Below are 25,013 nucleotides of genomic sequence, written 5' to 3'. Positions count from 1 at the left end.
ATTTCATTCAAGAATACCGCCGAAGCAGCGACCGAATGCCAGACGCTCAGTCGACCTTCGGAAGGTCGACGCGCTCGGTGACTTCGAAGACGAGAATCTCGACCTGATGCAGCAGGTACACCGTCCGGTAGACCTTCTCGTGCTGGTCGGGTGTGAACTTCGAAAGGAGCGCGCGCAGGTTATCGCCCGAGCTGAGCTGGTTAAGCACGCGCAGCTCGTTCGCCCGAAGCCGCAGCCGGTCCACGCTGAAAGGCGCCGGCTCGTTGAGGTAGATGCTCACGAAGTTGCGGTTGCGGTAGAGCTCTTTGATGCGCGCCAGCGGCACCTGCTCACGGCAGCCCTCCACGATCATCTCGTAGGTGTCCAGCCCCAGCGAGTAGCCCTGGGTGTCGGGCTCCTGGTTCTCGTAGTAGCCGTAGTAGCCCTCGGGCCAGGTGAAGATCTCCAGCAACTTCTCACGCATCTGGCTGGAGAGGTGCGTGAAGATCGCGTGCGCCGGGATCGCGCCGATCGCCACCAGCGCATCGCCCAGGCGGCCGCCCCACTCGTTAAGGCGCGCCAGGCCCTCCTGAAGCTGCGCCTCGGTGATCAGGTTACGGGTGCGCAAGAAGTGCCCGAGCAGCTCTTCGCGACGGTTGGAGTCCACATAAATGGGCTCCCCGCTGCGAATGAAGATCGACTTCTCCACCTGCCCGTTGGTCACAAAAAGCCGCCCCGTCTCCCCGGCCCGGTGCAACCTGCCCAGGATCCGCGCAAAGGAGACCTCCGCCAGCTCGCCCTCATAGCTCGCGTAGAGGTTCTTGAGCTCCTGGAAGGTCGACCCCAGCGCCCCTTCGGTCATCATCAGCCCCATTGAGGGGGGCGATTGAGAGACCGGCGAGGACTGCCCGCCCAGCTCCGCCTCCGCGGCTGAAGGCGGGCTCATATCGGCCACATCGGTGCTGCCGGCGGCCAGCGAGTCGCGCTCGTCGAGCATCACGTCGGTATCCCCGGCGGCGGCGCTCTCTTCCTCCATCGCGCCGACCGCGCGGCGCACATCGCGCATCACGTCGGTATCACCGCCGCGGGTGGCGGCATCGAGCGTGGCTTCCACCGCCACCGGGCGCGCGCGCCGCGCGGTGGCGCGGCCGGTGGGCACCTCGATCTCACTGACTTCATCGAGCTTAACCCAGGGCCCGTCGCCCACCGCGACGCGATCGTCGGCGCGAGGCCGTCGCACGCGCAAAAGATCGACCAGCGTCTGTGGCCCCATCGGCCCGAACACAAGCCCGCTGCCGTCGCGATAGCGATAACGCCGCTCGTCCCCCTCCTCTTCAGCCGGCGCGTCGGGCTCCTTGCTCCGCGCGACCTGCCCGGCGAGCTCACCGGCGGGCATACGCCCGGTGTTCTGCGGGTCGCGCACCGCGGCGGTGTCCCCCATCGCCATCAGCTCGGCGCTGTCGGCCTTCTGCTCCGGGGTAAACTCCACCTCCGAGGCCACCGACGTCTCCTTCGGCGCGCTCTCCTCAAAGAGGCGCTGGGCGGCGAGCCCGCCAGGCTCACTGCGACGCTGACTCTTCTCCTCCTCGATCTCCCGGGCAAAGAGCCGGCGCATCAGGTTGGAGAGGTCGTTGCCGCTGACCTTGATGCTGTGCTGAAAACAAAAGTCCATCAGCGCCTGATAGAACTCCCCGGCGCTCTGGTAACGATCTTCGCGGTGGCGCGCCAGACCGGTGCGAATGATCTGCACCAGATCCGAGGGCAGAGGCCCCATCTTCTCCAGGCTTGCCTCCACATCGGCGTCGCGCACCTTGAGCATCACGTCGAGATCGGAGCTCCCGACAAAGAGGCGGTTCATGCTCAGCGCCTCCACAAACACGATGCAGGCCGAGAAGATGTCGCTGCGCGAGTCGATCTCCTCGCCCATCACCTGCTCGGGGCTCATGTAGCCGACCTTGCCCTTGAGCGTGCCGCTCTCGGTGAGGTTGCGCTGGATGGCGGCCTTGGCCACCCCGAAGTCGCCCACCTTCACATCCCCGGCGTAGCTGATGAGGATGTTCGACGGGCTGACGTCACGGTGAATGATGTTGAGATCGTCGCCATAAGGGTCTTTGGCGCGGTGGGCGAAGTCCAGCCCCTTGAGCATCTCCATGGCGATGAAGAGCACCAGGTTGAGCGGGATCTTGATGTTGAGCTCGGCGCAGCGCGCCAGCACATCGAGCAGATCCTTGCCGTGCACAAACTCCATGGCGATGTAGTACTGGTGGTCCATCTCCCCCAGATCAAAGACCTGCACCACATTGGCGTGGTAGAGGCTCACCGCGATCTTGGCCTCGTTGATGAACATCTCGACGAACTCGGTGTCGTCGACCAGGCTGGGCAAGATCAGCTTGATGGCGAACTCTTTCTCAAAGCCCGCCGCCCCAAAGGTTTTGGCGCGATAGATCTCGGCCATGCCCCCTGCGCCGATCTTTTGCAGGAGGGCGTAGCGCCCGAACTTTGTCCACTCGCGGTTGCTCTCAGCCACAGATGATGCCTACGCGCTCAAGATCGAATCGCTCACCGGCCGAGCCGGCAGGGTACAGACACGCCTGATTGTCGATGGCCTGACCCCGAAATTTGGCAGGTTGGGTCGTCGCCTCGGTCCGCTGATTCACTGACATCTCTTCGGGTGAAGCGTTGCACCTGGCCGGCGGCGGCCTGGCGCGCGCTCAAAACCGGTATCGGATGTATGGATCGCGTCGTTTTGACCGCCGAAGCTTAACACAGACTTTCGGGCGCAAGCCAGCCGGGTTTACGCCGGCAAGAAGGCGGCAGCGACACTCAAAATTTCGCGCACGCGGCGGTTGCGCCGATCGCCTCAGCGCGCATAAAAGAAAGCCCCGCTCACCCCGAGCGCCCCCGCCGCACTGCCCTGATGAGGAGCCGGAGCGTGACCAAACACAAAAGCCCCGACGAACGCGCCGACCAGATCCTGGCGGCCGCCCGCATCTGCTTTCTGGAGCGGGGCTACTTCGCCACCAAAATGGACGACATCGCCCGGGCTGCAAAGCTCTCCAAGGGAGGGGTTTATTTTCACTTCCCCTCCAAACGCGAGATCTTCCGGGCGCTGGTGCAGGCGGAGTTCGATCGCGCCACCGCGTTTATGGATCAGGTTGTCGATGAGGAGGGCGATCTGCTGGCGCAGCTCTTACGCCTGGGCGACCACTTCGTGGAGGCCTTCGCCGCGGACGCCACGATGCCCCGCTTTATGCTCATCGCCGCGGAGATGTCGCTGCGCGATGAGCCGATCCGCCAGATGTTGCTGGAGCTTCAGGAGGCCTACATCGAGCGCCTCACCGCGATCTTAGAGCGCGCGATCGCCGACGGGCACCTGCGTCAGATCGACGCGCGGGCCACGGCCATCGCCCTCAAATCGCTCGTCGACGGGGTGCAGGCCGCCTACGCGGTCGGCTATGAACCCGACCGCGATCGCCTGGTCGAGGCGACCTTCGCGTTGATCGGCAAGGGGCTGGCCCCCGAGTAAGGCCCGACCCTACATACCCGTGGTGAACGAGCACATCAGGCCGGCCAACCCGCGTTGCGTTCTTATTCAGCCGGAGCAGCTTCGCCTTCGGCCGGAGCAGCTTCCCCTTCGGCCGGAGCGGCTTCGCCTTCAGCCGGAGCGGCTTCGCCTTCAGCCGCCGCGCCTTCTTCACCCACACCGCTGGGCTCGTAATGCGAGCAGCCAAAGCCGACTTGCGTGCCGAGGAAGGCCACCAGCACCACCGCCAGAAAGCCGAAGATCAATCCCTGCGTAATTTCTTTCGCCATAACGAAGGCTTACCTGAGTCTGTGGACGTTGCCCCACCGGGGCAATTTCGGGTGCGCATCGACCTGCCCGACACCCTCGTCGCTTTAGTCATCATCGGCCCCCGGTCACACACGCTCAATGAGGGCCGCACAGCGTGGCGAATGGTCTAATATAACGCCGCCACGCTGGCAATCCCCATTCCGCCCCTGAGACCATGCGCCGCACCCCGGCGAGTTTGCCGCGTGTGTGGCGCTGTGCTACATCTGCAGGGTCTATGTCATGTGCGCCCCACCGCTCGACTCCGGCCCACTTTCCGGCGGCTCGCGGTGAGTCCCGATTGAGCATTTCTCTGGATACGTCATGCAACGTCAATTGATGCGATCACTCACTCGCCACCTCCTCCTCGCCACTGTGTTCGCGTTGTGGGCGCTGGTGCTCAGCGGCTGCGGCCGCACCGTGCTCATGGATCGCTGCGAGAGCGACAGCGAGTGCCCCACCGGCTCCCAATGCCTGGGCGCGGTCTGCTCCGAGCCGCTGCGCTGCCAGAGTGAGACCGACTGCCCCGAGCAGGCCATCTGCCGCGGAGGCTTCTGCGCGCCGGCGCCCGAGTGCACCGAAGATGCCGAATGCGCCGAGGGTCAGGTCTGTCAGGAAGGAAGCTGCGTCGATGACGGCCCCACCTGTGAGAGCGCCGACGATTGCCAGCCTGGCGAGCGCTGCGTCGAGGGCGATTGCCTTCCCGAATGCGCAGAAAACAGCGACTGCGAAGAGGGCGAGCTCTGCGTCGACGGCTTCTGCTCTGTAACCTGTGAGTGCGCTGAAGACGCCGACTGCCCCCAGACCTTCACCTGCGATGATGCCTGCCAGTGTGTCGAAGAAGAGGGCTGCCAGAGCGACGATCAGTGCGAGAACGGGCAGGTCTGCCAGGAGGGAAGCTGCGTCGATCCGATCCCCGAATGCACGATCGACGAGCAATGTGCGCCCGGCGAACAATGCGTCGACAACCTCTGCGTCCCGGCGCCGGAGTGCCGCATCGATCAGGACTGCCCCGGTGACGCGGTCTGCCTCGACGGCAGCTGCCAGGTGCTGCCGCCGGAGTGCGAGTTCGACGACGACTGCGGCCCCAACGCCATCTGCCTCGACCAGATGTGCATGCCCATCGATGGCGAGTGCCGGACCAACGAAGATTGCCCGGCGAACTTCGACTGCATCGATCAGTTCTGCGTCTTTACTGGCGAGTGCCTGCGCGATGACGAGTGCGCCTTTGGCCAGGTCTGCCAGGACGCCACCTGCGTGGCCCCCCAGTGCCAGACCGACGCGCAATGCGGCCCGGGCGGCCAGTGCGTCGAGGGCTCGTGTGTGTTCATCCCCTGCCAGAGCGACGACGCCTGCCCCGACAACCAGTCCTGCCAGGAGGGCATCTGCCAGCCGGTGGAGCTGGACTGCCGCACCAACGCCGACTGCGGCGCTGGCGAGGTCTGCATCAACAACGTCTGCCTGGCGCGCCCGCCGGAGTGCTTTGACGACTTTGACTGCGGGCTGGGCCAGAGCTGCATTGACGGCCAGTGCTTCGGCGGGCCCCAGTGCCAGAGCGATCAGGACTGCCTGCCCACCGAGATCTGCCGCGCCGGCCAGTGCGTGACCACCCAGGGCTGTCAGGTCGACAGCGACTGCGGCCAGGCCGAGATCTGCCTCAGCGGCGACTGCTACTTCGTGGGCGACTGCCGCGCCGACACCGACTGCCGCCGCGACGAGCAGTGCATCGACTTCCGCTGTGAGTTCACCGATCCCTGCCAGGCGATCTCGTGTGAGCCGGGCACCGTGTGCGAGCGTGGCGACTGCGTCCCGGTCGACGGCTGCATCGTCGACACCGACTGCCCCGCCGGCGAAGCCTGCATCGAGGGCAGCTGCACCAACCCCAACGAGTGCAGCACCGACGCGGACTGCCGCGCCGATGAGTTCTGCCAGAGCGGCCAGTGCCTGCCCCAGGGCGAGTGCCAGGTCGACGGCGACTGCCGCGATGGCGAGGTCTGCGAAAACAACTTCTGCGCCACCCCCGATCAGTGCCGCCGCGACTCCGACTGCCCCCCGGGCGAGGAGTGCGAATCGCTGACCCGCCAGTGCCAGCCGGCGGTCGAATGCACCAGCGCCAACGACTGCCCCGACGGGTTTACCTGCCTCGACGATCGCTGCGTGGACATCCGCGAGTGCACCGTCGACCGCGACTGCCCCGCCGGCACCATCTGCAACGGCTTCTTCTGCCAGCCGCGCCCCGAGTGCAGCGCCGACAGCGACTGTGAGACTGGCGAGCGCTGCGACCTGGGCAACTGCGTGGCCACCCGCTGCCAGGGCGATGATCAATGCCCGCCCTCCTGGCAGTGTCTGGCCCAGCGCTGCGTGCCGCCCCTGGCCTGCACCGGCGACCAGGACTGCCCGCTGCCCAACCTGGAGTGCATCAACAACGTCTGCGTCGATCCGGGCGGCTGCCAGTCCGACGCCGAATGCTTCCCCGGCACCAGCTGCATCGCCGGCGTCTGCCTGCCGCTCCCCCCGCCGCAGTGCAGCGGCGACAGCGACTGCCGAAACGATCAGATCTGCGAGTTCGGCATCTGCGCGCCGCGCCCCGAGTGCACCAGCGACCGCGACTGCGCGGCTACCGAGCGCTGCCTCAACTACCAGTGCCAGCGCGTGCGCGAGTGCCTGCGCGACGACCAGTGCCCGGAAGGCTCCCAGTGCATCGAAGAGAGCTGCGTGGCCGTGGAGTGCAGCGCCGACGGCGACTGCGGACCGGGTCAGATCTGCGGCGCCGACGGCCAGTGTGTGCCCAATCCGCCGCAGTGCAGCCTGGACACCGACTGCCCCGACGGCTTTGAGTGCCGCGGCGGCAACTGCCGACCGATCGTCTCGGAGTGCTCCACCGACGACCAGTGCGGCCCCGACCAGACCTGCCAGCAGGGCGTGTGCGTAGACCCGCCGCCCGAATGCGTCGACGACACCGACTGTGAGAACGGCCGCGAATGCGTGCGCGGCTCTTGCCAGGCCGCCCCGCCCTGCCGCCGCGACAGCGAGTGCGCCGCCGACCAGGTCTGTGACGCCTTTAGCGGCCGCTGCATCGCCGAGACAACCTGCGCCACCAGCAACGACTGCCCCCAGGGTCAGACCTGCATTGGCGAGACGTGCCGCCTGGTGCGCAGCTGCCAGGTCACCGCAGACTGCGCCGCCGGCACCGAGTGCATCGACGGGCTGTGCCGCGTCGCCACGACCTGTGCGGCCGACACCGACTGCGCCGACAGTGAGCGTTGCGACGCCGGCTACTGCCAGCCCTTCGCCTGCCAGAGCGACAACGACTGCTCCAGCGGCGCGCTCTGTGTGGCCAACCGCTGCACCTCCGAGCCCTTCTGCGAATCCAACGCGGACTGCCCCGCCCCCACCAGCTGCATCAACTTCGTCTGCCAGAACCCCGGCGGCTGCGCCGACGATGGCCAGTGCCCGCTTGGCCAGGTCTGCTACGCCGGCGCCTGCTTCAGCTTCCCGCCCTCGGAGTGCAACCGCGACACCGACTGCGCCGAAGGCACCGAGTGCAACTTCGGCGTCTGCGAAGACACCTCCCCGCCCCAGGCCTGCCGCATCAACGCCGAATGCGACCCCGGCGAGCTCTGCATCGGCGGGGTCTGCCTGGGCGGCACCGAGTGCAACTCCAACCAGGACTGCACCTTCCCCGAGGTCTGCCAGAACAACCAGTGCGAGCTGGCCGCGCCCTGAGCGCGCCGACCGGGCAAACGATGCGCAGGCTGGCTTAAACGTTGCGCTCAGGCCTGCCCCTGTACTATGGGGGCAGGCCCGGGCCGCCTCCCCGCGAGGTGGCCCCGCTCGTCATGCGCTCTTTATCGAGCGCGGGAAGATCGCCTGCGCCAAACCCCTTCTACTCCCGCCTGTGCGCTCGCCGCCCCCTCGCTCGCCCGACCCTCCCCAGGTTCTCCCATGTCTCTGACCACGCCCGCCCAGCGCGCCGCCGATATCGCCCAGGAGCGCGGCACCCCCGAACGCGAAGAGCGCAGCTGGCTGCGCCTCACCGAGATCTTTTTCAGCATCCAGGGTGAGTCCAGCTTCGCCGGCATGCCGTGCACCTTTGTGCGCCTCTCGCGCTGCAACCTGCGCTGCACCTGGTGCGACACCACCTACTCCTTCAAAGGTGGCGAGCGCACCGAGATCGACGACATCATCAGCCGCCTCGATGCGATCGGCTGCAAAGTCGTCGAGATCACCGGTGGCGAGCCCCTGCTCCAGCGCCCGGTGCACACCCTGATGAGCCGCCTGTGCGACCTGGGCTACACCGTGCTCATTGAGACCTCCGGCTCACTCGACATCGCCCCCATCGATGATCGCGTGCACGTCATCATGGATCTCAAAGCCCCGGGCAGTGGCGAGGTCGACAAAAACCTCTTTGCCAACATCGCGCACCTCAAGCCCACCGATGAGGTCAAGTTCGTGCTGCTCAACCGCGAAGACTTCGACTGGGCCATCGCCACCATTGAGGAGCACGCCTTGCTCGATCGCGCCCAGATCATCTTCTCACCGGTTCATGGCGAGCTCTCCGGGCACGTGCTGGCCAACTGGATTTTGGAGAGCGGCAAATCGATCCGCCTGGGCCTGCAGATCCACAAGTTCCTCGACGTCGAATAACGCGCAGGTCCCGGGGCGGCACCGCCGCTCCCACCCGCCAGACGCAAAAAAGCCGGCCGCTCACCCCCGAGCGCCGGCTTTTCTCTTGTCTCCCCCTGCAATGCGCACGCGCCAGGCTCAGGCACCTTCCAGCGTGTCGACGCGCTCGCGCAGCTCTTTACCCACCTTAAAGTGCACAGACTTCTTGGCTGCCACCTGCACCTCATCGCCGGTGCGGGGGTTGCGCCCCTTGCGCGCGCGGTAGTTGCGAATCGAGAAGCTCCCAAACCCGCGCACTTCGATGCGCTCATCCTCCATCAGCGCGTCGCTCATCGCGTCAAAGACCGCGTTGACGATCTCTTCGGCGTGGTTTTTGGGAAGATCAATACGCTGCGACACCAACTCAATGAGTTCCGACTTCGTCATTCTACTACTCGTCCGAATGCAGTTCAGCGGGCACAAATAAGAACATCTAGCCCTTTTCAAAGGGCAAAATCCTTAATTCCCACGGCAGGTTATCAACACCGGCGTTGATCTGCCACGCCCCCATCCCGATGTCAACCCGCGATACCCCTTAAGGATGAACACAGGCCAAAACGCTCGCGCCCACAAAAAACGCCTCCCTGAAAAGGGAGGCGTCTCTGAGTGGTCCTGAAGGATCTTGCGATGCGCCGGGTATCCCGCGACGCGATCAGCTCTGCTGCTCCTGGTGCACGCGGAAGAGCTGCTGGCCCATGAAGATGTAGTCGCGATGACGCAGGCGCGTCTTCTCCCAGATCTTGATCCAGGTGCCATTGGAGGAGTTCAGATCGACCAGGTAGCAGTGGTTGTCTTCCCCGGCGTAGATCTGGGCGTGGCGGCCGCTCATGAACTTATCGTGCGGGAAGACGATGTCGCCCTTCTCGCGCCCGAGCACCGCGCCGGCTTCGGGGAGGCAGTAGACGTTCTGGATGACGCCACCGATCCCGATCTGCAAGATCTTGAAGGTCCCCCCGGGCGCGGGGCTTCCCATGTAGCGGGTGCCGTCGCTGCTCTTGGTCTTCGGGGTGATCGACTGCTCAAAGCGCTCAAAACGCAACACCTGGCGCCCCATCAGGATGGTGTCGCCGGCGGTGAGTTTGGTCTCATCGCGAAGTTTGATGAAGGTGCCGTTGAGGCTGTAGAGATCTTCGATGAAGAGCTTGCCATCGACCACGTGAAAGCGCGCATGACGCGGGCTTAAGAAGGCGTCGGTGGGGAAGCGCTGATCGCCGTCGCGTCCCACCGTCGTCTCCAAAAACTCCAGGGCGATCGCGCTGCCATCGCTGCCGTCTTCGTTGATCGAGATGAGCTGGATCGGCCAGGGGTTCTTCTGGTGCGCGGCCTCGGAGGCCGGCGGGGCTTCGCGACGCTTCTCCACCAGGGCCGGAGCGCCGGCGCCGCGGCCGCGCAGGCTCACCTTATGGGTACGGGGCTTCTGGGGCGCGGCCAGCGCGCCGCCGCACTCCACGCAGAATTTCATCGAGGCCGGATTCTCGGCATGGCACGAGGGGCAGACCACCGGGCGCCGGCTCTCTTCGAGCGGCTCCACATCGACCATCGGCAGGTTATCGCTGGTCTGACCGGGATCTCTCCCGGTGATCGAGACCTCGCCAAGATCTTCGAGCGGGGCCAGGGTCACCGGCTCGGCGGTGGCCTCAAGCGCGTCGAGCAAAAATCCGGCGTCGACATCGGCCGAGCCCTGATCGCTGTCGAGGGTGGGCGCGTCTTTAAGCGCCGCGCCTCCAAGCGCCGCGCTGCTGCGAAAGCGTTTGGCCACCGCGGCGACCGCCTCATCATCATCGGGCTGGTAGGTGGGCAGATCGAGGCCGCCCGAGCGCGGCGCGCGAATGCGCCCGCCCAGTTTAAAGGACAGCCCCTCTGCGCGCTCCTCGTGTGCCGTCTCTGCCTGATCGCCTTGCAACTTCGACGACAGCTTCTGGTCGCTCACCGATTGCCTCCGGAGGTCGATGTTTCGCGAGCTTCCCTCGCGTGGGCTTGCTCGTGGTTGGGTCGCCGGCAATCTACAAGAGCCCCCCCAACCTTTCAAGGCTGACCGGCGCGTCAACACCGCCCAAGCGGGAGCTATCTCCCTGCGATGATCGGAGTTTTAAGACGATCGACTTGACATCACCGGGCAGCGCTGCCAGTCTCCCGCCTCCGAAGCGCGCCCTCTTTATCGCGCCCGGCCAAACGCTCAATGAAGTTGTAGTCACGACACCACGTCGCTGAGACCGTTGATTCATAGGAGATCCCATGGCTCGCAAATGCAAACTGACCGGTAAGAAGCCGCTTGTTGGCAACCGCGTCTCCCACGCGAACAACAAGACCAAAATGCGCCAGCTGCCCAACCTGCAGCAGAAGCGTATCTACATCCCCGAAGAAGACCGCTGGGTCCGCGTGCGCCTCTCGGCCCGCGCCCTGCGTACGGTCACCAAGAAGGGGCTGCTTCCCTTCCTGAAGTCCGAAGGCCTCACGCTGAAAGACGTGACCGCCTGAGCTTGTGATGACGCGAGCCCCTCGCGATCTTCAGACGCTTCAAAGACGCCAGCCTCTCGGGGCTGGCGTTTTTTTATGCCTGCCTTCAGACCTCCGCTCCGGCGAGGTCGTTTGTGCCGCTTCGCGAGGGCGCCGGCGCTGTGTTACTCTGAAGATGCGCAGCGCGGCGATCGGCCGCTCTCCCCCGGCACGGCGATCGAGACGCGAAGCCAGCCCGGGTCCCCAGCCACTTGTTGACGTAGTGCAGGCCCTCGCGATGTCTGAGAAGTCGTTAAAGACCCCGCTTCGCGCCCGGCGCGTGCGCCAGATCACCGGCGCGCTGGCCGCGATCCCCACCGCGGCGCCCGACGCGCCCGAGATCCTGCGCGACCCCGGCCAGCTCACCGAGCTGAGCCTGCGCCTGCTCAGTGAGGGCGAGAAGATCGAGCTCTTGCTGGCGTTTCGCCGCCAGCTCAAGAAACAGCAGCGCCGCTACAGCTCGCTCCTGCAGATCAGCAGCTCGCTGGGTGCCACGCTCGATCGCGAGGAGTTTTTAGAGATCACCCTGGAGCAGCTCACCGAGCTGATGCGCGCGGAGCGCTCCACCCTCTACCTCATCGATCAGAGCACCGGGCGGCTCTACGGCAAGATCGCCCAGGGCTCCCAGACCCAGATCGTGCTCGATCCTGGCCAGGGCATCGCCGGCTGGGTGGCGCAGAGCGGGCAGAGCATCAACATCCGTGACGCCTACGACGATCCTCGCTTTCACTCCGACGTCGACTCGCGCACCGGCTTTCAGACCCGCTCGATGCTCTGCCAGCCCATCCGCAATATGGAGGGCGAGATCATCGCGGTGGTCCAGGTGCTCAACAGCGCCGGGGGCAACTTCTCGGAGGACGATGAGAACCTCCTGAGCGCCATCGGCGGTCAGATCTCCATCGCCCTGGAGAACAGCGAGCTCTACCAGTCACTGGTCGACAAGAACGCCCAGCTGCTCACCACCAAAGAGCGCCTGGAGCATAAGTTTGCCGAGCTCGATCTCCTCTACAACATCCAGAGCAAGCTGAGCCATCACAGCGATCTGGAGAGCCTGGTGCAGACGATCACCCAGGAGACCCTGGAGCTGGTCAACGGCAAGGCCTGCGCGCTCACCCTCCGCGAGGAGGGCTACCATCGGGTGCACGTGCTCATCGATCGCAGCGAAGATCAGTCGCGTCAGTGGGACTTCTACACCCGCGCGGTCACCGACGAGAACACCATCGGGCAGGCGGTGATCGCCAGCGGTCAGCCCTTTGTCTGCCACAGCCAGGCCTGCCAGCATCTGCCCGGCCCCACCAGCGAGGCCAGCGGGCTGAATGTGGAGAACATCATCGCCGTGCCCCTCTTCGACGATGAGGTCTGCATCGGGGCGCTGGAGGTTTTTAACCTGGTGCTGCCGCAGCAGGAGTGCCTGGGATTTACCGACGATGACGTCAAAATCATCACGCTGATCGCCTCCCAGATCGCGGGCACCGTGGCGTCGCGTCGCCACCGTGAGGCCCAGGAGAAAGAGCATCGCCTGGCGAGCATCGGCCAGATGATCTCGGGCATCCTCCACGACTTTAAGACCCCCTTCTCGGTGATCAGCGGCTACGTACAGCTGATGGCCGACACCGATGAGGCCGAGGAGCGCCAGGAGTACGCCGGCCGGGTCAAGCACCAGATCCACCAGCTCAACCAGATGACGCGCGAGCTCTTAAAGTTTGCCCGCGGCGACTCCCGGATGCTGCTGCGTAAGATCTTTGTGAACGCCTTTATGGATGAGACCCGCGAGCTGCTCGACGCCGAGCTCAGCGATCGCGACATCGAGCTGAGCATCGATCTTCAGTACCGCGGAGAGGTGCGCATCGACGTGGTCAAGATGAAGCGCGCCATCCTCAACCTGGCCCGCAACGCCGCCGACGCCATGCCCGAAGGCGGCCGCTTCACCATCGGCGTGGATCGCCAGAACGATCAGGTGATCTGGCGCTTTAGCGACACCGGCCAGGGCATCCCGCCGGAGATCCGCGACCACCTCTTTGAGTCCTTTGTCACCCAGGGCAAACAAGACGGCACGGGCCTGGGGCTGGCCGTGGTCAAGAAGATCGTCTCGGACCACGGCGGCACCATCACCTTTGAGAGCGGCCCCGGCCAGGGCACGACCTTTGAGATCCGCACCCCGATTCATCCCCCGGAAGAGCCGAGCTGAGATGAGCACGCAACCTCTCCCCCGCACGCTCCTGGCGCTTGTGTTATGCGGCGCTCTTGGCGCCTGCGATGCCTCCGAGCCCGTCAAAAGCCCGCCGGTGACCGTCCCCGGCGCTCCCAAACCCCAGACCAAAGCGCCGCCCGAGGCGAACCCGGCTTTGGAAGGCACCGAGCCGGCCGACGAGGACGCGACGACGCCCGCGGAGACCCGTGCGCCCGCAGAGCTTCCGCCCGGCACCCCCGAGCAGCAGGAGGCACTGATGCAGGCGAAGATGGCCTTCTTGCAAAACCGGCTGGTCGAGGCCGAGGAGCTTTTTAAAGACATCGCCTCCGCCGAGCCTGTCACCGGCGATACCGTCTCGGCGGCGATCGCCCTGGGTCAGATCTACAGTGAGACGGGCCGCCGTCAGCGCGCGCTGGAGCTCTATAACGATCTTCGTGCCCGCGTCAGCGATCTTCCCGAGGTGCTGCTCGTGCTCGCGCGCACCATGGCCGAGCTCGATCGCCCCGACGACGCCATCGCCACCTACGAGGAGGCGCTTAAGGCCCAGCCTGACTACATCTTCCTGCTCACCGAGCTGGCCGAGCTGCACATCCAGCAGGGCAACCAGGAGAAAGCCGGCGAGCTGCTTTATACCTATGAGCAGCGGGTGCACACGCTGGCCAACCGCCTCGAAGATCACACCACCGCCCCCGAAGATCGCCTCTACCTGGTCGACGTCTTCTCGTTTGTGGATGACGAGCGCGGCTACCGCGCGCTGATCGAGGCGCTCGACGATCCCCACCCCCAGGTGCGTCGCGCCGCGGCGATCACCGTGGGTGAGTTGCAGCTCGATGAGGCGCGCAACATCCTGCAGCGCGTCGCCATTGAAGATGAGGTCACCGAGGTGCGCCTGGCCGCCCGCGCCGCCCTGCAGGTGATGCAGGAGCAGCGCTGAGCGCGCTCAGCGCACGAAGTCGCCGCCGGTGGTGATGTTGTCGAGGGGCGCGATGTAGACGGTGCTCGTGCCCGCGTCGACCAGCGCGATCTGGCGACCGGCGCCGAGCTCATCGATCACGACCAGCTCCGAGGGGAGCGCCGTGCCCAGCGAGGCGCCATCGACGGCGAAGGCCCGATCGACGCGGAAGGTGTAGCTCAAGCCCTCACGGGCCCCGACCTCACCCTCGCGGATGCGCAGCGCCAGATAGGGGCCTTCCCACAGCTCGCCGGCGGCGACCCGCCCCTGGATGCGGCCGTTGAGCGCGTCTTCTTTGAGCACGCAAGCCTCGCCATCGCGCTCCCACACCGAGGCGAACCCGCTCTGGGTGCCGGTGGCGATCCACTGCTCCTGAGGACGCACCTCGTAACGAAGCCCCGTATCAAAGCACTCGCGGGTGGGAAGCATCGCCGCGAAGCCCTCGTCGTCGATGGGGCTGATCGTGAGCGTTGTCGCGCCGAGCTCGGTGATCTCGTAGGTCAAAAAGGTCTCACTACCCTGGAAATCGGCGCAGCCCGCGCCGGCGGCAGGCTCGGAGAGGATGCGCAGGCGATCGCCCACCTCCACGCCGGCCGCGCAGTAGTCGACGCCGCCGGAAAGAAACGCTCCCGGAGCCTCGGTGCTGATGATACCGCGCTCCTGGCTTCCCACGCCGGGGAGCGCGCCTTCGTAGGTGAGCGTCCAGCTCTCGTTGCGCAGGCGCACGTCGTAGACCTGGCGGTTGATCTCGGCCTGAACCTCGTCGCCCTCGACCTGAAGCTGGGCGCGGGCCAGCTGCATCAGCTCGGCGCGGGGGGCGTCGATGAAGTTGCGAAGCTCGTCGTCGACGCCGGGGGCCACCGGTTGATCGATGAGCGGGGAGCCGCAGCCCAGGGCGGTGGTTGTGCCGGCGGCGGCCTGGCTCATGGCCTGGCGAAGATCATCGGGCTGCTCGCAGCTGGCGCGGCCGACCAGGCGGCCCTGGGCGCTGGCGGCGTCGCGCAGCGCAAAGATCGGCGTGATGGCCAGGGTGCGATCCTCGTCTTCGATGACGCGACGCGCGAGCAGCGCCTCGTCGGTGGTGTCCACGCTCTCCTCGGCCGAGGCCAGGGGGAGGGCCGGCAGCGTGAGGCAGCGGGCCTCCGGGTGGGCGTCTCGGAGCTCGGTGTTGGCGGCAAACTCTTCGTCGCTGAGCAGCCCCTCGGGGGCCTCGAAGGCGCACTCCACATCGAGCACATCCACGCGGTAGAGGCTTCCGTTGTCGGAGGCGACCATCAGGCCGTGACGATGCGCCACAAGGGCGGTGGAGCCATCGACGAGCACGCGGCGCTCCAGCACCGGCGCCATCGTGCGGGGCTGGCGCACCAGCGCGATGCCCGGGATATCGGAGGCCCCCACCGTGGTGGGCTCGCTGGCCAGACGAGCGTCGATGAGCTCACCGCGCTCGCGATCGATGACCACGACCTGGCTCTCAGCCTGCTCCAGCACATAGATAAACGCCCCGGCCGGATCAAAAGCGACCTCGGTGGCGCCAAAGAGGCTGCCACGCTCGCCGGCCCAGTCGATGCGCGCGATCTCGCAGGGGGCGGCCTCTCCTTCCAGGCAGCTCGCGTCTTCCAGGGCGGCGTCGTTGAGCGCCACAAGCGAGAGCTCGGCGAGGTCGCGGTAGACGATCGCCGCGAGGCCGGCTCCCTCGTCGAGCGCGATGTCGGTGGGCTGGCCGGGCAGCGCGAGCTCGACGGCCTCCTCCTCGCCCCAGGTGCAATTCTCGGGGGTGTAGTCGCGGCGATCGAGGGTGCCCTCGGGGCGCTCGCAACCCAGCGAGGGTCCGACCCAGAGGGCGTTGGGCGCGGCCAGCAGCGCGGCGATCCCGGCACTCGACGCGTTCTCAAAAGTCTCAATGGCCACCGGCGTGCCGGGCAGCTCCACCGCTTCGGGGAGCGCGCGCATCGTCCAGAGATCGATGGCGCTCAGGGTGTTATCGCCCTGGTTGGCGACCAGCGCGGCGGTGCCGTCGAGGCTGGCCGTCACATCGATCGGGCGCGGCCCCACCTTGATCTGCGTGATGCCGGGGATGCGGGTGTCCAGGTTGACCAGGCGCGGGATCGAAGCGGTCAGGTCGACCACACCGACGCGCTCCGAGACGGTGTTGACCACCAGCCCGAAGCCGCGGGGGCGCTCCACATCGGCGCAGCGCGGCAGGGGGCTTGAGGGGATGGAGAAGTCCTCCACATCGAGCGCGGGCAGGCAGACCTCGCCACTCACTGCTTCGATGGCCACCGGCGCGTTGAGGCCCTGGGGGGCCACCCGCACCTGCTCCTCACAGCCGGTGGTGGCCAACGTGAGAAGTCCCAACCCGCTAAGAATCGCGATCGTCCTGGCGTTGCTCATACGCGTTCACATCGTGTGCTACCCAGCCTCAGGTCCACCTGGCCACGCCCGGAGTAAAGGGGTGACGGGTTGGCGGGGAGGTGGGGTTATTGAATATGATCGATGACCTGATGAAAGGTCTCACTGGCCGGGTCGAGGTCGATCACGGCGATCGCCCCGCAGCCCTTATCGTCGTCTTCGCAGCGCTCGCCACGCTGATCGCCGCGCTGGTCAAAGAGCGAGACGTAGGCCTGGCAGCGCGCGCCCGGCGCGTTGCAATGGGCCGGTGAAGGGTCGATCACCATATCGTAGGGACTACGCCCCACCTCGATGATATCGACCACCGCACCCAACGCCGGATCGACAACCTGAATGATCCCGTTTCGGTACGAGGAGACGTAGACCCGCTCCACCCCGTCGGCGCCCTGATGGACCACCACCCCGGAGGCCTGCGGCTCCAGCGCGATGGTGTCGATGATCTCGTGGCGAAGCCCGTCGGTCTCGTCGATGCCGATCACAAAGAGCGCGTTCGGGCGGCGCGCGGCCACATAGAGGCGGTCGCCGGCGGCGTTGAACGCGAGCCCCCGCGCGTCGACCCGCTCCACCGCCCGGGAGAGCTCCACGCTGCCACGACGCACGATCGCCTCAACCTTGCCCTCTTCGTTAACGTAGGGCTGGAAGATCGCCACGACGTTGGTCGCCCGACCCGCCACATAGACATCCTGGGTGCCCGGGCGGATGCGCGTCTGGTTGCCGCCGTTGAGCAGCGCGGCGCTGCGCATCGACGCCCCCTCGATCTCCCCCTGAGGGAAGCTCAGGGAGGTGACCTGATTGCCCTGAAGATGCGAGAGATGCACGAGATCAAAGTCCACCGACTCCCCACCCACCTCCCGGGTCACGCGCCCCACCGAGAGCCCGAAGGGATCGACGGGGATCTCGGCGCCATCGCGCACATCGGGCACCCGACGCACCATACAGCTGCGCGTGTCGCGCTGCGGCTGACCGTCGACCTCACAGAAGAGCGCCTGGCCCTCGGAGGCCACCTCCAGCACCGTCACCTCGCTCTGCTGACGGCTCGTCACGTAAGCGCGCGTAGCGTCTGCGTTGAGCTCGATATGACCGGCGAACGAGGGCACATATGGCGAGGCGTCGGCCAACAGGGTGTTGGTCGTGGTGTCGATCACCGAGACCGTCCCGCCCATCTCTTCGTTGAACTTCAAGTCAAAGTTGCTGTTGGTCACATAGAGGAAGCGTCCGTCCGGGTGGAGCTCCAGCCCGATCGGGTAGTAGAGCGCGTCGCGGGGCGGCAGGGGCTCCTCGTAACGCTCCCCACATCCGCTCATGCCCAGCGCGCAGCCGGCGGCCGCGATCAGCAGCCGCACCTTCATTCGGTCATTCATACCAGTCCAGATCGCCCTGTGTTCTTCTATCGATGCCCGCCAACGTGGCGAGTGCGGATTAGCACCTGCGCGCCCGCCAGCGCAAGCGCGCCCGCCGCAGCCCCGTGCCGCCATGGCGAGGCGTTCCGCCGGGTTGGAGCGAGCCCGCCGCGCAGACCTCGCTGAAGAGAGCCCACTGCGATCGCAGGGTAAGCGCCGGGGATCCCCCTCACGCCCCCCGGGCGATCGCTCTCCCCACCGCGACGGGCATCGGCCCTGGTGCGCCTCGATGGTCCTACCTCCCCCTGGCGCTTCCCCCCGAAACTCGGGCGCTTCGCCCCGTCGACGCGCCGAGCATCGAGGGAGAACCCTGCCCCATCCCCCCGCGTTATACCCCGGTTGCAAGAGGTTCGCGGACGCCCGCGCGCGCTTTCGGCCACACCCGGCTTGTTTTTTTCTTCAAGGCCCGTTATGTAGTCCTCCGCCCACCCGCTGGGTCAAAATTTTGCGACGCCGACTTCAGGCCTGTGAAGCCTTCGCGCTTTTGAGCGCCACGATATTCTGGAGAGTTTGTCATGCGAGAGAAAATCCGACTCGTTTCGTCCGCCGGCACCGGCTACTTCTACACCACGACCAAAAACAAGCGGAACACCCCCGACAAGCTTCGCATCAAGAAGTTTGATCCGAAGGTCCGCAAGTACGTCGAGTTCGTGGAAGCCAAGATCAAATAATGTAGGCCGGCGCTCCCGGCTGACCCTTAAGAGGAACCCCTTATGTCCAAGTACGGAAAGATCAACTGGCGCCGCCGTCGCAAGATCGACCCCTTTGAGCAGAACCCCTCCTGGCGTCTTGATTACAAGAACGCCGAGCTGCTCAGGCTCTTTGTGACGACCACCGGCAAGATTCTGCCGCGTCGCATCACCGGCGTGAACGCCGTGAACCAGCGCCGCCTGCGCCGCGCCATCCTGCGCGCTCGCCAGATCGCGCTGCTGCCCTACACCACGCATAAGTCGTAAGGGTTGCGCGCGCAGGCTTCGTCTCTCAAACGAGCGAGGCGTGTGCGCCAGGACAACGACGACGGCGGCCCCCTCCCCCAGCATTCCGCTCCGGCGGATCGGGAGGGCGGCCGCCGCGTTACGTTCTTGCCCCCGACGATCTGCCGGTCATCTTCGCCGCGGGCTCACCCCGACAACCTCTCCTCGCCGGCCACACCTCGGGGTTACGCTTTATTACAAGGGCCGCTTCGGCCGCGCTCTGGCGAAAAATCAACCTCGGCGGCCCCTGCGCGCCCCGAAAGGGGGGCAGAGGCTGTAGACACCGCCGGGGCTCTCCGCTAGCCTTGCGCTCAACCAGAAGCTCCTCAACCCGCTGGATGATCAGCGCTCTTCTGAAACGACATGAGGCCAGATATGGGATGGAACGTGCCCGGCGCCCCGCGCCTGTTGACCGCGACCCTTGGGCTATGCACCGTCGCCGGCATCACCGCCTGCAACGAATACCCGGTTCAGCTGACGCGCTCGACCAGCGCCATTGAGTTCATTGAGCCCCAGACGGCCAACGGCACCGATAAGGCCGACATCCTCTGGATGATCGATAACTCCGGCTCGATGTGCCAGGAGCAGAAGCTCTTGCGCGACGGCTTTGCCGACTTTGTGGAGATCCTGGGTGAGGTTAACCTCGATTTTCATATCGGCGTGACGACCACCCACTTTGTCGATGACAGCGTCGACGGCGGGCGTGAGCCCGTGGCTCAGCCTGGCTATTTGCAGTCAACCCCGCAGCCTCTGCCCGGCACCAACCGCACCTGCTACTACGGGCTTGATGAAGAGGGGAACATTAACGTCAACGACATGTCGCCGATCATCGACTCCATCGCACTTGCTGTGGAGTGCACGACCAACCCGGGCGACTATCAAGATCTGCTTAACCCGGACTTCACCGAGCTGCGCTGCGCCTTTGACGGTTTTAGTTTTGAAGAAGAGTGCACCGGTGAGACGCGGGACCAGGAGTCCTTCTTCCCGCCGCCCTCCGCCTATCGACCCATCCCTAAGGTGCTTCGCGCCCAGGATTATACCAGCGAGCAGGGCGTGCTGGATGTGGAACGCCTCTCCGATGATTTTGCGTGCATGAGCCTGGTGGGCGTTCGCGGCTTTGGCTTTGAGCAGGGCCTGTCGGCGGTAGTTCGTGCCTTCTCACCCGAGCTGACCGGCGGCCCCGACGGCGATCCGGCCCAGTATCCCAACGCCGGTTTTGTGCGTCCCGACGCCCAGACCGGGGTGATCTTCGTCTCCGATGAGAACGACTGCAGTAACGACGGCACGCTGGACTACCAGAGCACGTGCCTGGTCAGCGAGTGCACCTACCAGGAGAACCTGGGCGAAGCCGGCGCGCTCTTGCAAATCGACACCCTGCGCGACGAGCTTCTCGCCAACATCGCCGCCTCCCGTGGTGTAAACAGCGTCGACCCGGACTCCGAGGTCATCATGGCCTCGATTCACGGTCGCGAAAGCCGCTTCCTTGAACCTCGCCCCGATGAATGCCGGCCCCCCATCCAATTCCCGGAAGACCACGTCCCGATCAGCTGCGCCAGCGTTAATGGCGAAGCGTATTCAGGTCACCGCTACGCGGAGTTCATCAGCGCCTTTGATATCTCCTTCCCGAAGAAGCCGTCCGAAGACGCGCCGATGACCGGGCTTATCTGCAGCGACTTTACGCCAGCTCTGGAAGAGATCGCGCGACTTTTTGAGCCTGCCGGCTCCGGCTGCATCGATGATATCTACGCCTGCGACGGGCCTGAGGCGGCCTGCCCGGCCAACCCCTTCACCGGCGAAGCGGGTGTCTGTCGCCCCTACCCGGTGGAGGCCGGCCTGGAGTCCTCAGGTTATTACTGCGACACCGGCCTGCAGGTGCGCATGAAGCTTCCGGACGAGGCTGAAACCGACCTGACGCGTCTGGAGACCACCCGGTACTGCCTGGAGGGCACCATCGGCATGCCGGAGTACCCGCGGGGTTGTGTGGTCGATCCGGCCAACTACCAGCTCAGCGCCTGCCCCGGTGGCACCTCCGGGGTGATCATCGATTGGAACGATGAGCAGTGGTTCAACATCCTCTCCGGCCTGGCCGTGGAGGCGCGTTACGCGCGCCTTCCCAGCGAGCGCTGAAAGCCTCGCCCCCGGCGAGCGTCGAGAGATGCTCGCCGGGAACACGATGCCGGGGAGCATGAACGAGAATCGAGCCACCTCCTGTGATCGGGAGGTGGCTTTATTTGTGGGTCATCGTGACGACACTTGGGTCAAAGCCTTGACAAGATTTGACAAAAAGGGGCTTGGCGATCTCAAATAGAAGTCATTAGCATACCGGCGCATGGCACAGATGAGCGGGGGATGATCGTGGTTTGTGCCCCGTGTCACCGATGTCGACGCCGTCAGGGAGCGCATCATGTCCAACGTGGGTTCGTCCTCCGGGACAGGCCAGCACATCCGCGCATTACGCGAAGCGCGAAGGCAGAAGCTGCGGGAGAAAAGCCCGCAGCATCACTGCCCGAGCTGCATGTCGGTGGTCTTCGCCGATGAGCCGCAATGCCTGGAGTGCGCCCTGAGCGCGCCCGAGGAGGGATGGCCCCCGCTGGAGGAGGCCAACGACCCGTGGCTTGGGCGGGTGATCGACAAGCGCTACCTGGTCGCAAAGCCCCTGGGGCGCGGCTCGTCGGCGGCGGTCTACCGGGCGGAGTCCCTCTCGATCTCGCGCCATTTTGCCATCAAGATCATCGCCACCGACAAAGGCCAGGCCGACCAGATCATCGAGCGGCTTAACCGCGAGGTCGAGGCGCTGAGCCGACTTCGCAACCCGCATATCGTCTCCTTCTACGAGATCCTCGACCTGAAGGGCTCGTACGTGGCCGCGATCATGGACCTGATCTCGGGGATGACGCTCGAAGATCTGGTGATTCGCCAGGGCCCCCTGAGCGTGCAGCGCGCCTGCGCGCTCTTGCGCCAGATCGCCAACGGGCTCTATGAGGCGCACCAGGCCGGCATGATCCACCGCGATCTCAAGCCGGAAAACATGATGGTCGAACGGCTGCCGGCCGGCGACGACTTCATGCATATCCTGGACTTTGGCATCGTGCGCCTGACCGACGACTCCGGGGTGAGCATGACCCACGGTTTCATCGGCACGCCCCTCTACGCCAGCCCCGAGCAGGCGATGGCCAAGACCGTCGACCGGCGCAGCGACATCTACAGCCTGGGCGCGATCCTCTTCTTTATGCTCACCGGCAAGCCGCCCTTTATCTCCAACAACGTCTACAGCGTGCTGCGCATGCACGTGCGCCAGAAGCCTCCGCGTCTGAGTGAAGCGCACCCCGAGCGCATCTTCCCCGAAGAGCTGGAGCGCCTGGTGGCGCGGATGCTGGCCAAAGAGCCCTCCGAGCGCCCCAATGATCTCTCGGAGGTCATCGCCGCGCTGGACACCTTTGCCAACTCGCAGCTCTCCTCCGAGGTGACCTCCTCGTCTCAGGTGGGTGGCGGGCGGATGACCCCGACCTCCGGGGTGTTCGGGGCCACCAGGGCCACCGTCGCCTCCAGCGCCGAAGCCGCGGCGACCTCCGACGCCTCGGTGGCCTCCGCGGTGGCCTCGCCAGACGAGCCCCACGGGTTCGCCCGCGAGGAGCACACCAGCGCAGCCACTCTGCAGGCTTTTGGCAAGCGTCAGCCGGCCCACACGCCGGTCTTCTCCCGCACCGACACCCCGCAGCACCATGAGGGGCTCAAGGCCATCCCCGCCCAGGTGCGCTACGCCCCGCACGAGAGCAGCTCGGCGACGGCCGTGCCCGGGGCGACGCATACCCTGCGGGTGAGCCCGACCGAGGCCGTGGCGAGCGCCCGCAGCGAAGGCGCTTTTGTGATCCTGGAGGGCGCTCCGCACGAAGCGATGCTCTTTGAAGCCAGCGCCAGCAACCCTCGCCCCCTGGCGGTGGCGACGGCCTCACGCGTGACCGCGCTGGCTCTAGGCGATGACGCGATCTACGCCGGGCACCGCGACGGCTCGATCTCGCGCACCTCCCTCGACAAAGCGCAAACGCGCACCCTCTTTCAGGATGTGCGTCGCGCCTCTATTGCGTCTATCGCGGTGAGCCCGGGCACCAGGAGCGTGATCGCCGGGTCGACCTCCGGGCGCGTCTACGTCCACCAGCCCGGCCGCTCCAGCGCCAGCGAGTGGACGCGCATCCGCAACGGAGAGGCCGTGCGCTGTGTGACGCTGGGCGCCGGTGGCGACACCGCCGCGATCAGCCGCCGCGACAACAGCGTGGAGGTCATCTCGCTGGGCTCGCCACGCCAGCCCACCGCCCAGTTCCGCACCGAAGCGCCGGTCATCGCCATGGCCCTCTCGCCAGACAACTACCTGCTGGCCGCGGCCCTGGCCAACCACACCCTGGCGCTCTTTCAGATCCCCACCGGGCACAAGCTGATGAGCCTGCCCACGCGCCACCTCGATGTGCTCGCCCTGCTCTTTGCCGACGGCAGCACGCCGACGGCCATCTGCGCGGTGGATCGTCAGATTCAGACGCTCTGCTTTGAGCAGATCAGCGCCGGTGCTGCCGCGCCCTGAGTCGCCAGGGCTACCGCCCGTTTTTCACCTCATTGCGGCGCTTCCCACCCCAGCCAACGCACCCGCCGCGAGCGCAAGAGCCCGGCTTCTGCCTGATCGAAGAGCTCCTCGAGCCTGGCGAAGAGCGCGCTGTTATCGCGCGGCTCGTAGCCCTGCAACGCCTCGCGGTAGCGAGGCAGATCATCGACAAAGTCCACAAGATCCGTCGGTCCCATCCGGCGGGTGTAGGTGCCGTAACCCAGATCTTTGAGGTAACGCGCGTTGAGCAGCTGCTCAAACTGCCCGCCCACCGGCGTGGCCAGGTAGGGCTTGCGAAGATGCAGCGCCTCGCCCATCAGCGTAAAGCCGGCCGAGCCAATCACCCCGGCGCAGCTGGCCAGATCTTCGACAAACTGCGTCTCGCTGAAGGGTCGAAAGACCAGGTTGCCGTGGCGCTGATCCTCGTTGATGTCGCGGCGAAGGCCGTAGATGTAGACCGGACGCGTGAGCCCGGCGAGCATCCGTGGAAGATCCGAAAAGCTCGGGGAGGTCTGGTAGACGAGCAGGTGCTCGCCATCGGAGGCCTGCGCGTTGAGGAGCTCCGGGCGTAAGATCGGCGGCACCAGCGAGGTGCGCTTTTTGCGGACCTTCGGCTCCACAAAGGTCGTGATCACATAATGCGCCGCGCGCGGGCATTTGGCCTTCACGATGGATTTGGCCAGCAGAAACGCGTTCATCTCGTCACCGATGATATGCTCTTCGTGCCAGCAGCGGTTGATGAGCTGAATGTTGTCGATGCAGATCAGCGGGATGCGGTGCACTTTGGCAAAGAGCCAGCTCCAGCTCTCGAAGTCGCTGATCACAAGATCGGGCTCAAACTTCGCAGCCATCTCAAAGTAGCGGCGCACGTTGGCCGGCCAGCCCTCCATCGCGCCGCGCAGGTTGTCGACGGCGGTGGCCATCCGACGCACCTCGTTGTTCTCCATGGCCATGGTCAACCCCCAGATCTGGTCGACCTCGGGCACGCGCGCCTTAAGGTAGTCGTGGGCGCGCCCGGAGGCGACAACCTGCACCTGGTGGCCCTGCTCCAGCAGCCAGCTCAACACCACGCCGCTGCGCATCGCGTGCCCCATGCCCTCGCCGACCACGCCATAAAGAATCTTCATACCAACTCCCGGGCTTCGCTTTTGATCTTCGGATGACCTCCTCCTTGTACCGCTCTCAAAGCGCGCGCTTCAAGCGCGTCGCGGCCCGGGGCGGTGACACTTTCGAAACGCCCACCGGCCCGGCGGCGAGCTCCTGCATCGTCCTTGCCCGATGGCCCCCCTCGAAGTATTGTAACGCCGATCCATGATGATGCGGCGGCGCTTGGTGGCGCGCACCTCCTGCCCATTTTGCCGGCGACACAGAGCCGGCCCCTTAAAGCGCCCCGACTCCGCCCATCGTCGACCGCTCCAGCCGGGAGCGGCACCTGCCAGAAGACGTCATGAATCACTGCGCCACGCGCCGGAATCTTCCAGGGATTCAACCCACCGCGCGCTGCCGTCAAACGGGGTCAAGACCGTG

18 protein-coding genes are annotated in these 25,013 nt (G+C 65.7%); 10 read left to right on the top strand and 8 right to left on the bottom strand.

Annotated features, from left to right (window positions below):
- Positions 1-46: 46 nt before the first annotated feature.
- A complete protein-coding gene (locus FRC96_RS07605) occupies positions 47-2,506 on the bottom strand; it encodes a protein kinase domain-containing protein (RefSeq protein WP_146973902.1) in 2,460 nt (819 codons plus the stop codon).
- Positions 2,499-2,636 (bottom strand): hypothetical protein, encoded by a 138-nt coding sequence (locus tag FRC96_RS21905; RefSeq protein ID WP_230469986.1) that lies wholly within the window; start codon positions 2,634-2,636, stop codon positions 2,499-2,501. Before FRC96_RS21905 ends, FRC96_RS07605 begins: the two co-directional genes overlap by 8 nt.
- A gap of 275 nt (positions 2,637-2,911) precedes the next feature.
- On the opposite strand from FRC96_RS21905, the gene FRC96_RS07600 reads away from it, so the two are divergent.
- Positions 2,912-3,505, top strand: a complete 594-nt coding sequence (locus FRC96_RS07600; protein WP_230469985.1) for a TetR/AcrR family transcriptional regulator — start codon at positions 2,912-2,914, stop codon at positions 3,503-3,505.
- 62 nt (positions 3,506-3,567) lie between these two features.
- Here FRC96_RS07600 and FRC96_RS21900 read toward each other — a convergent pair whose 3' ends face one another.
- Entirely contained in the window at positions 3,568-3,792 is a 225-nt protein-coding gene (locus tag FRC96_RS21900; protein ID WP_230469984.1) for a hypothetical protein, read from the bottom strand.
- 340 nt (positions 3,793-4,132) lie between these two features.
- On the opposite strand from FRC96_RS21900, the gene FRC96_RS07595 reads away from it, so the two are divergent.
- Both FRC96_RS07595 and FRC96_RS07590 read left to right on the top strand, forming a co-directional pair.
- Entirely contained in the window at positions 4,133-7,534 is a 3,402-nt protein-coding gene (locus FRC96_RS07595) for a DUF7107 domain-containing protein (protein WP_146973900.1), read from the top strand.
- 354 nt (positions 7,535-7,888) lie between these two features.
- Positions 7,889-8,455, top strand: coding sequence for a radical SAM protein (locus FRC96_RS07590; protein WP_349632748.1), 567 nt, complete (start codon positions 7,889-7,891; stop codon positions 8,453-8,455).
- 117 nt (positions 8,456-8,572) lie between these two features.
- On the opposite strand, the gene FRC96_RS07585 is transcribed toward FRC96_RS07590, so the two are convergent.
- Both FRC96_RS07585 and FRC96_RS07580 read right to left on the bottom strand, forming a co-directional pair.
- Entirely contained in the window at positions 8,573-8,860 is a 288-nt protein-coding gene (locus FRC96_RS07585; RefSeq protein WP_146973898.1) for an HU family DNA-binding protein, read from the bottom strand.
- Positions 8,861-9,125: 265 nt separating this feature from the next.
- Positions 9,126-10,403 carry an FHA domain-containing protein gene (locus FRC96_RS07580; protein WP_146973897.1) on the bottom strand — a complete coding sequence of 426 codons (1,278 nt, stop codon included), beginning with the start codon at positions 10,401-10,403 and terminating at the stop codon, positions 9,126-9,128.
- 305 nt (positions 10,404-10,708) lie between these two features.
- On the opposite strand from FRC96_RS07580, the gene rpmB reads away from it, so the two are divergent.
- The 3 genes from rpmB (at position 10,709) to FRC96_RS07565 (ending at position 14,094) form a co-directional block, all read left to right on the top strand.
- Entirely contained in the window at positions 10,709-10,951 is a 243-nt protein-coding gene (rpmB, locus tag FRC96_RS07575) for a 50S ribosomal protein L28 (RefSeq protein ID WP_146973896.1), read from the top strand.
- A gap of 256 nt (positions 10,952-11,207) precedes the next feature.
- Entirely contained in the window at positions 11,208-13,157 is a 1,950-nt protein-coding gene (locus tag FRC96_RS07570; RefSeq protein ID WP_230469983.1) for a GAF domain-containing protein, read from the top strand.
- 1 nt (position 13,158) lies between these two features.
- A complete protein-coding gene (locus FRC96_RS07565; RefSeq protein ID WP_146973894.1) occupies positions 13,159-14,094 on the top strand; it encodes a tetratricopeptide repeat protein in 936 nt (311 codons plus the stop codon).
- Positions 14,095-14,100: 6 nt separating this feature from the next.
- On the opposite strand, the gene FRC96_RS07560 is transcribed toward FRC96_RS07565, so the two are convergent.
- A complete protein-coding gene (locus tag FRC96_RS07560) occupies positions 14,101-16,503 on the bottom strand; it encodes a YncE family protein (RefSeq protein WP_146973893.1) in 2,403 nt (800 codons plus the stop codon).
- An 86-nt stretch (positions 16,504-16,589) separates the two neighbouring features.
- Complete coding sequence (locus FRC96_RS07555; RefSeq protein WP_146973892.1) at positions 16,590-17,882, bottom strand: YncE family protein; 1,293 nt, start codon at positions 17,880-17,882, stop codon at positions 16,590-16,592.
- 554 nt (positions 17,883-18,436) lie between these two features.
- On the opposite strand from FRC96_RS07555, the gene rpmG reads away from it, so the two are divergent.
- The 4 genes from rpmG (at position 18,437) to FRC96_RS07535 (ending at position 23,468) form a co-directional block, all read left to right on the top strand.
- On the top strand, positions 18,437-18,592 hold the full coding sequence (rpmG, locus tag FRC96_RS07550) for a 50S ribosomal protein L33 (protein ID WP_111731220.1): 156 nt from the start codon (positions 18,437-18,439) through the stop codon (positions 18,590-18,592).
- A gap of 42 nt (positions 18,593-18,634) precedes the next feature.
- Positions 18,635-18,877: a 30S ribosomal protein S18 gene (gene rpsR, locus FRC96_RS07545; RefSeq protein ID WP_146973891.1), complete on the top strand. Its 243-nt coding sequence runs from the start codon at positions 18,635-18,637 to the stop codon at positions 18,875-18,877.
- Between the two features lie 393 nt (positions 18,878-19,270).
- Positions 19,271-21,022 (top strand): hypothetical protein, encoded by a 1,752-nt coding sequence (locus FRC96_RS07540; protein WP_146973890.1) that lies wholly within the window; start codon positions 19,271-19,273, stop codon positions 21,020-21,022.
- Positions 21,023-21,299: 277 nt separating this feature from the next.
- A complete protein-coding gene (locus FRC96_RS07535) occupies positions 21,300-23,468 on the top strand; it encodes a WD40 repeat domain-containing serine/threonine protein kinase (RefSeq protein ID WP_146973889.1) in 2,169 nt (722 codons plus the stop codon).
- Between the two features lie 29 nt (positions 23,469-23,497).
- Here the strand turns inward: FRC96_RS07535 and FRC96_RS07530 are convergent, their stop codons facing one another.
- Positions 23,498-24,613 (bottom strand): MJ1255/VC2487 family glycosyltransferase, encoded by a 1,116-nt coding sequence (locus tag FRC96_RS07530; protein WP_146973888.1) that lies wholly within the window; start codon positions 24,611-24,613, stop codon positions 23,498-23,500.
- Positions 24,614-25,013 lie beyond the last annotated feature (400 nt).

This window comes from Lujinxingia vulgaris (assembly GCF_007997005.1).
In the GTDB taxonomy this organism is placed as follows: Bacteria; Myxococcota_A; Bradymonadia; order Bradymonadales; family Bradymonadaceae; genus Lujinxingia.
This window is presented reverse-complemented; position numbering and strand designations above follow the sequence as displayed.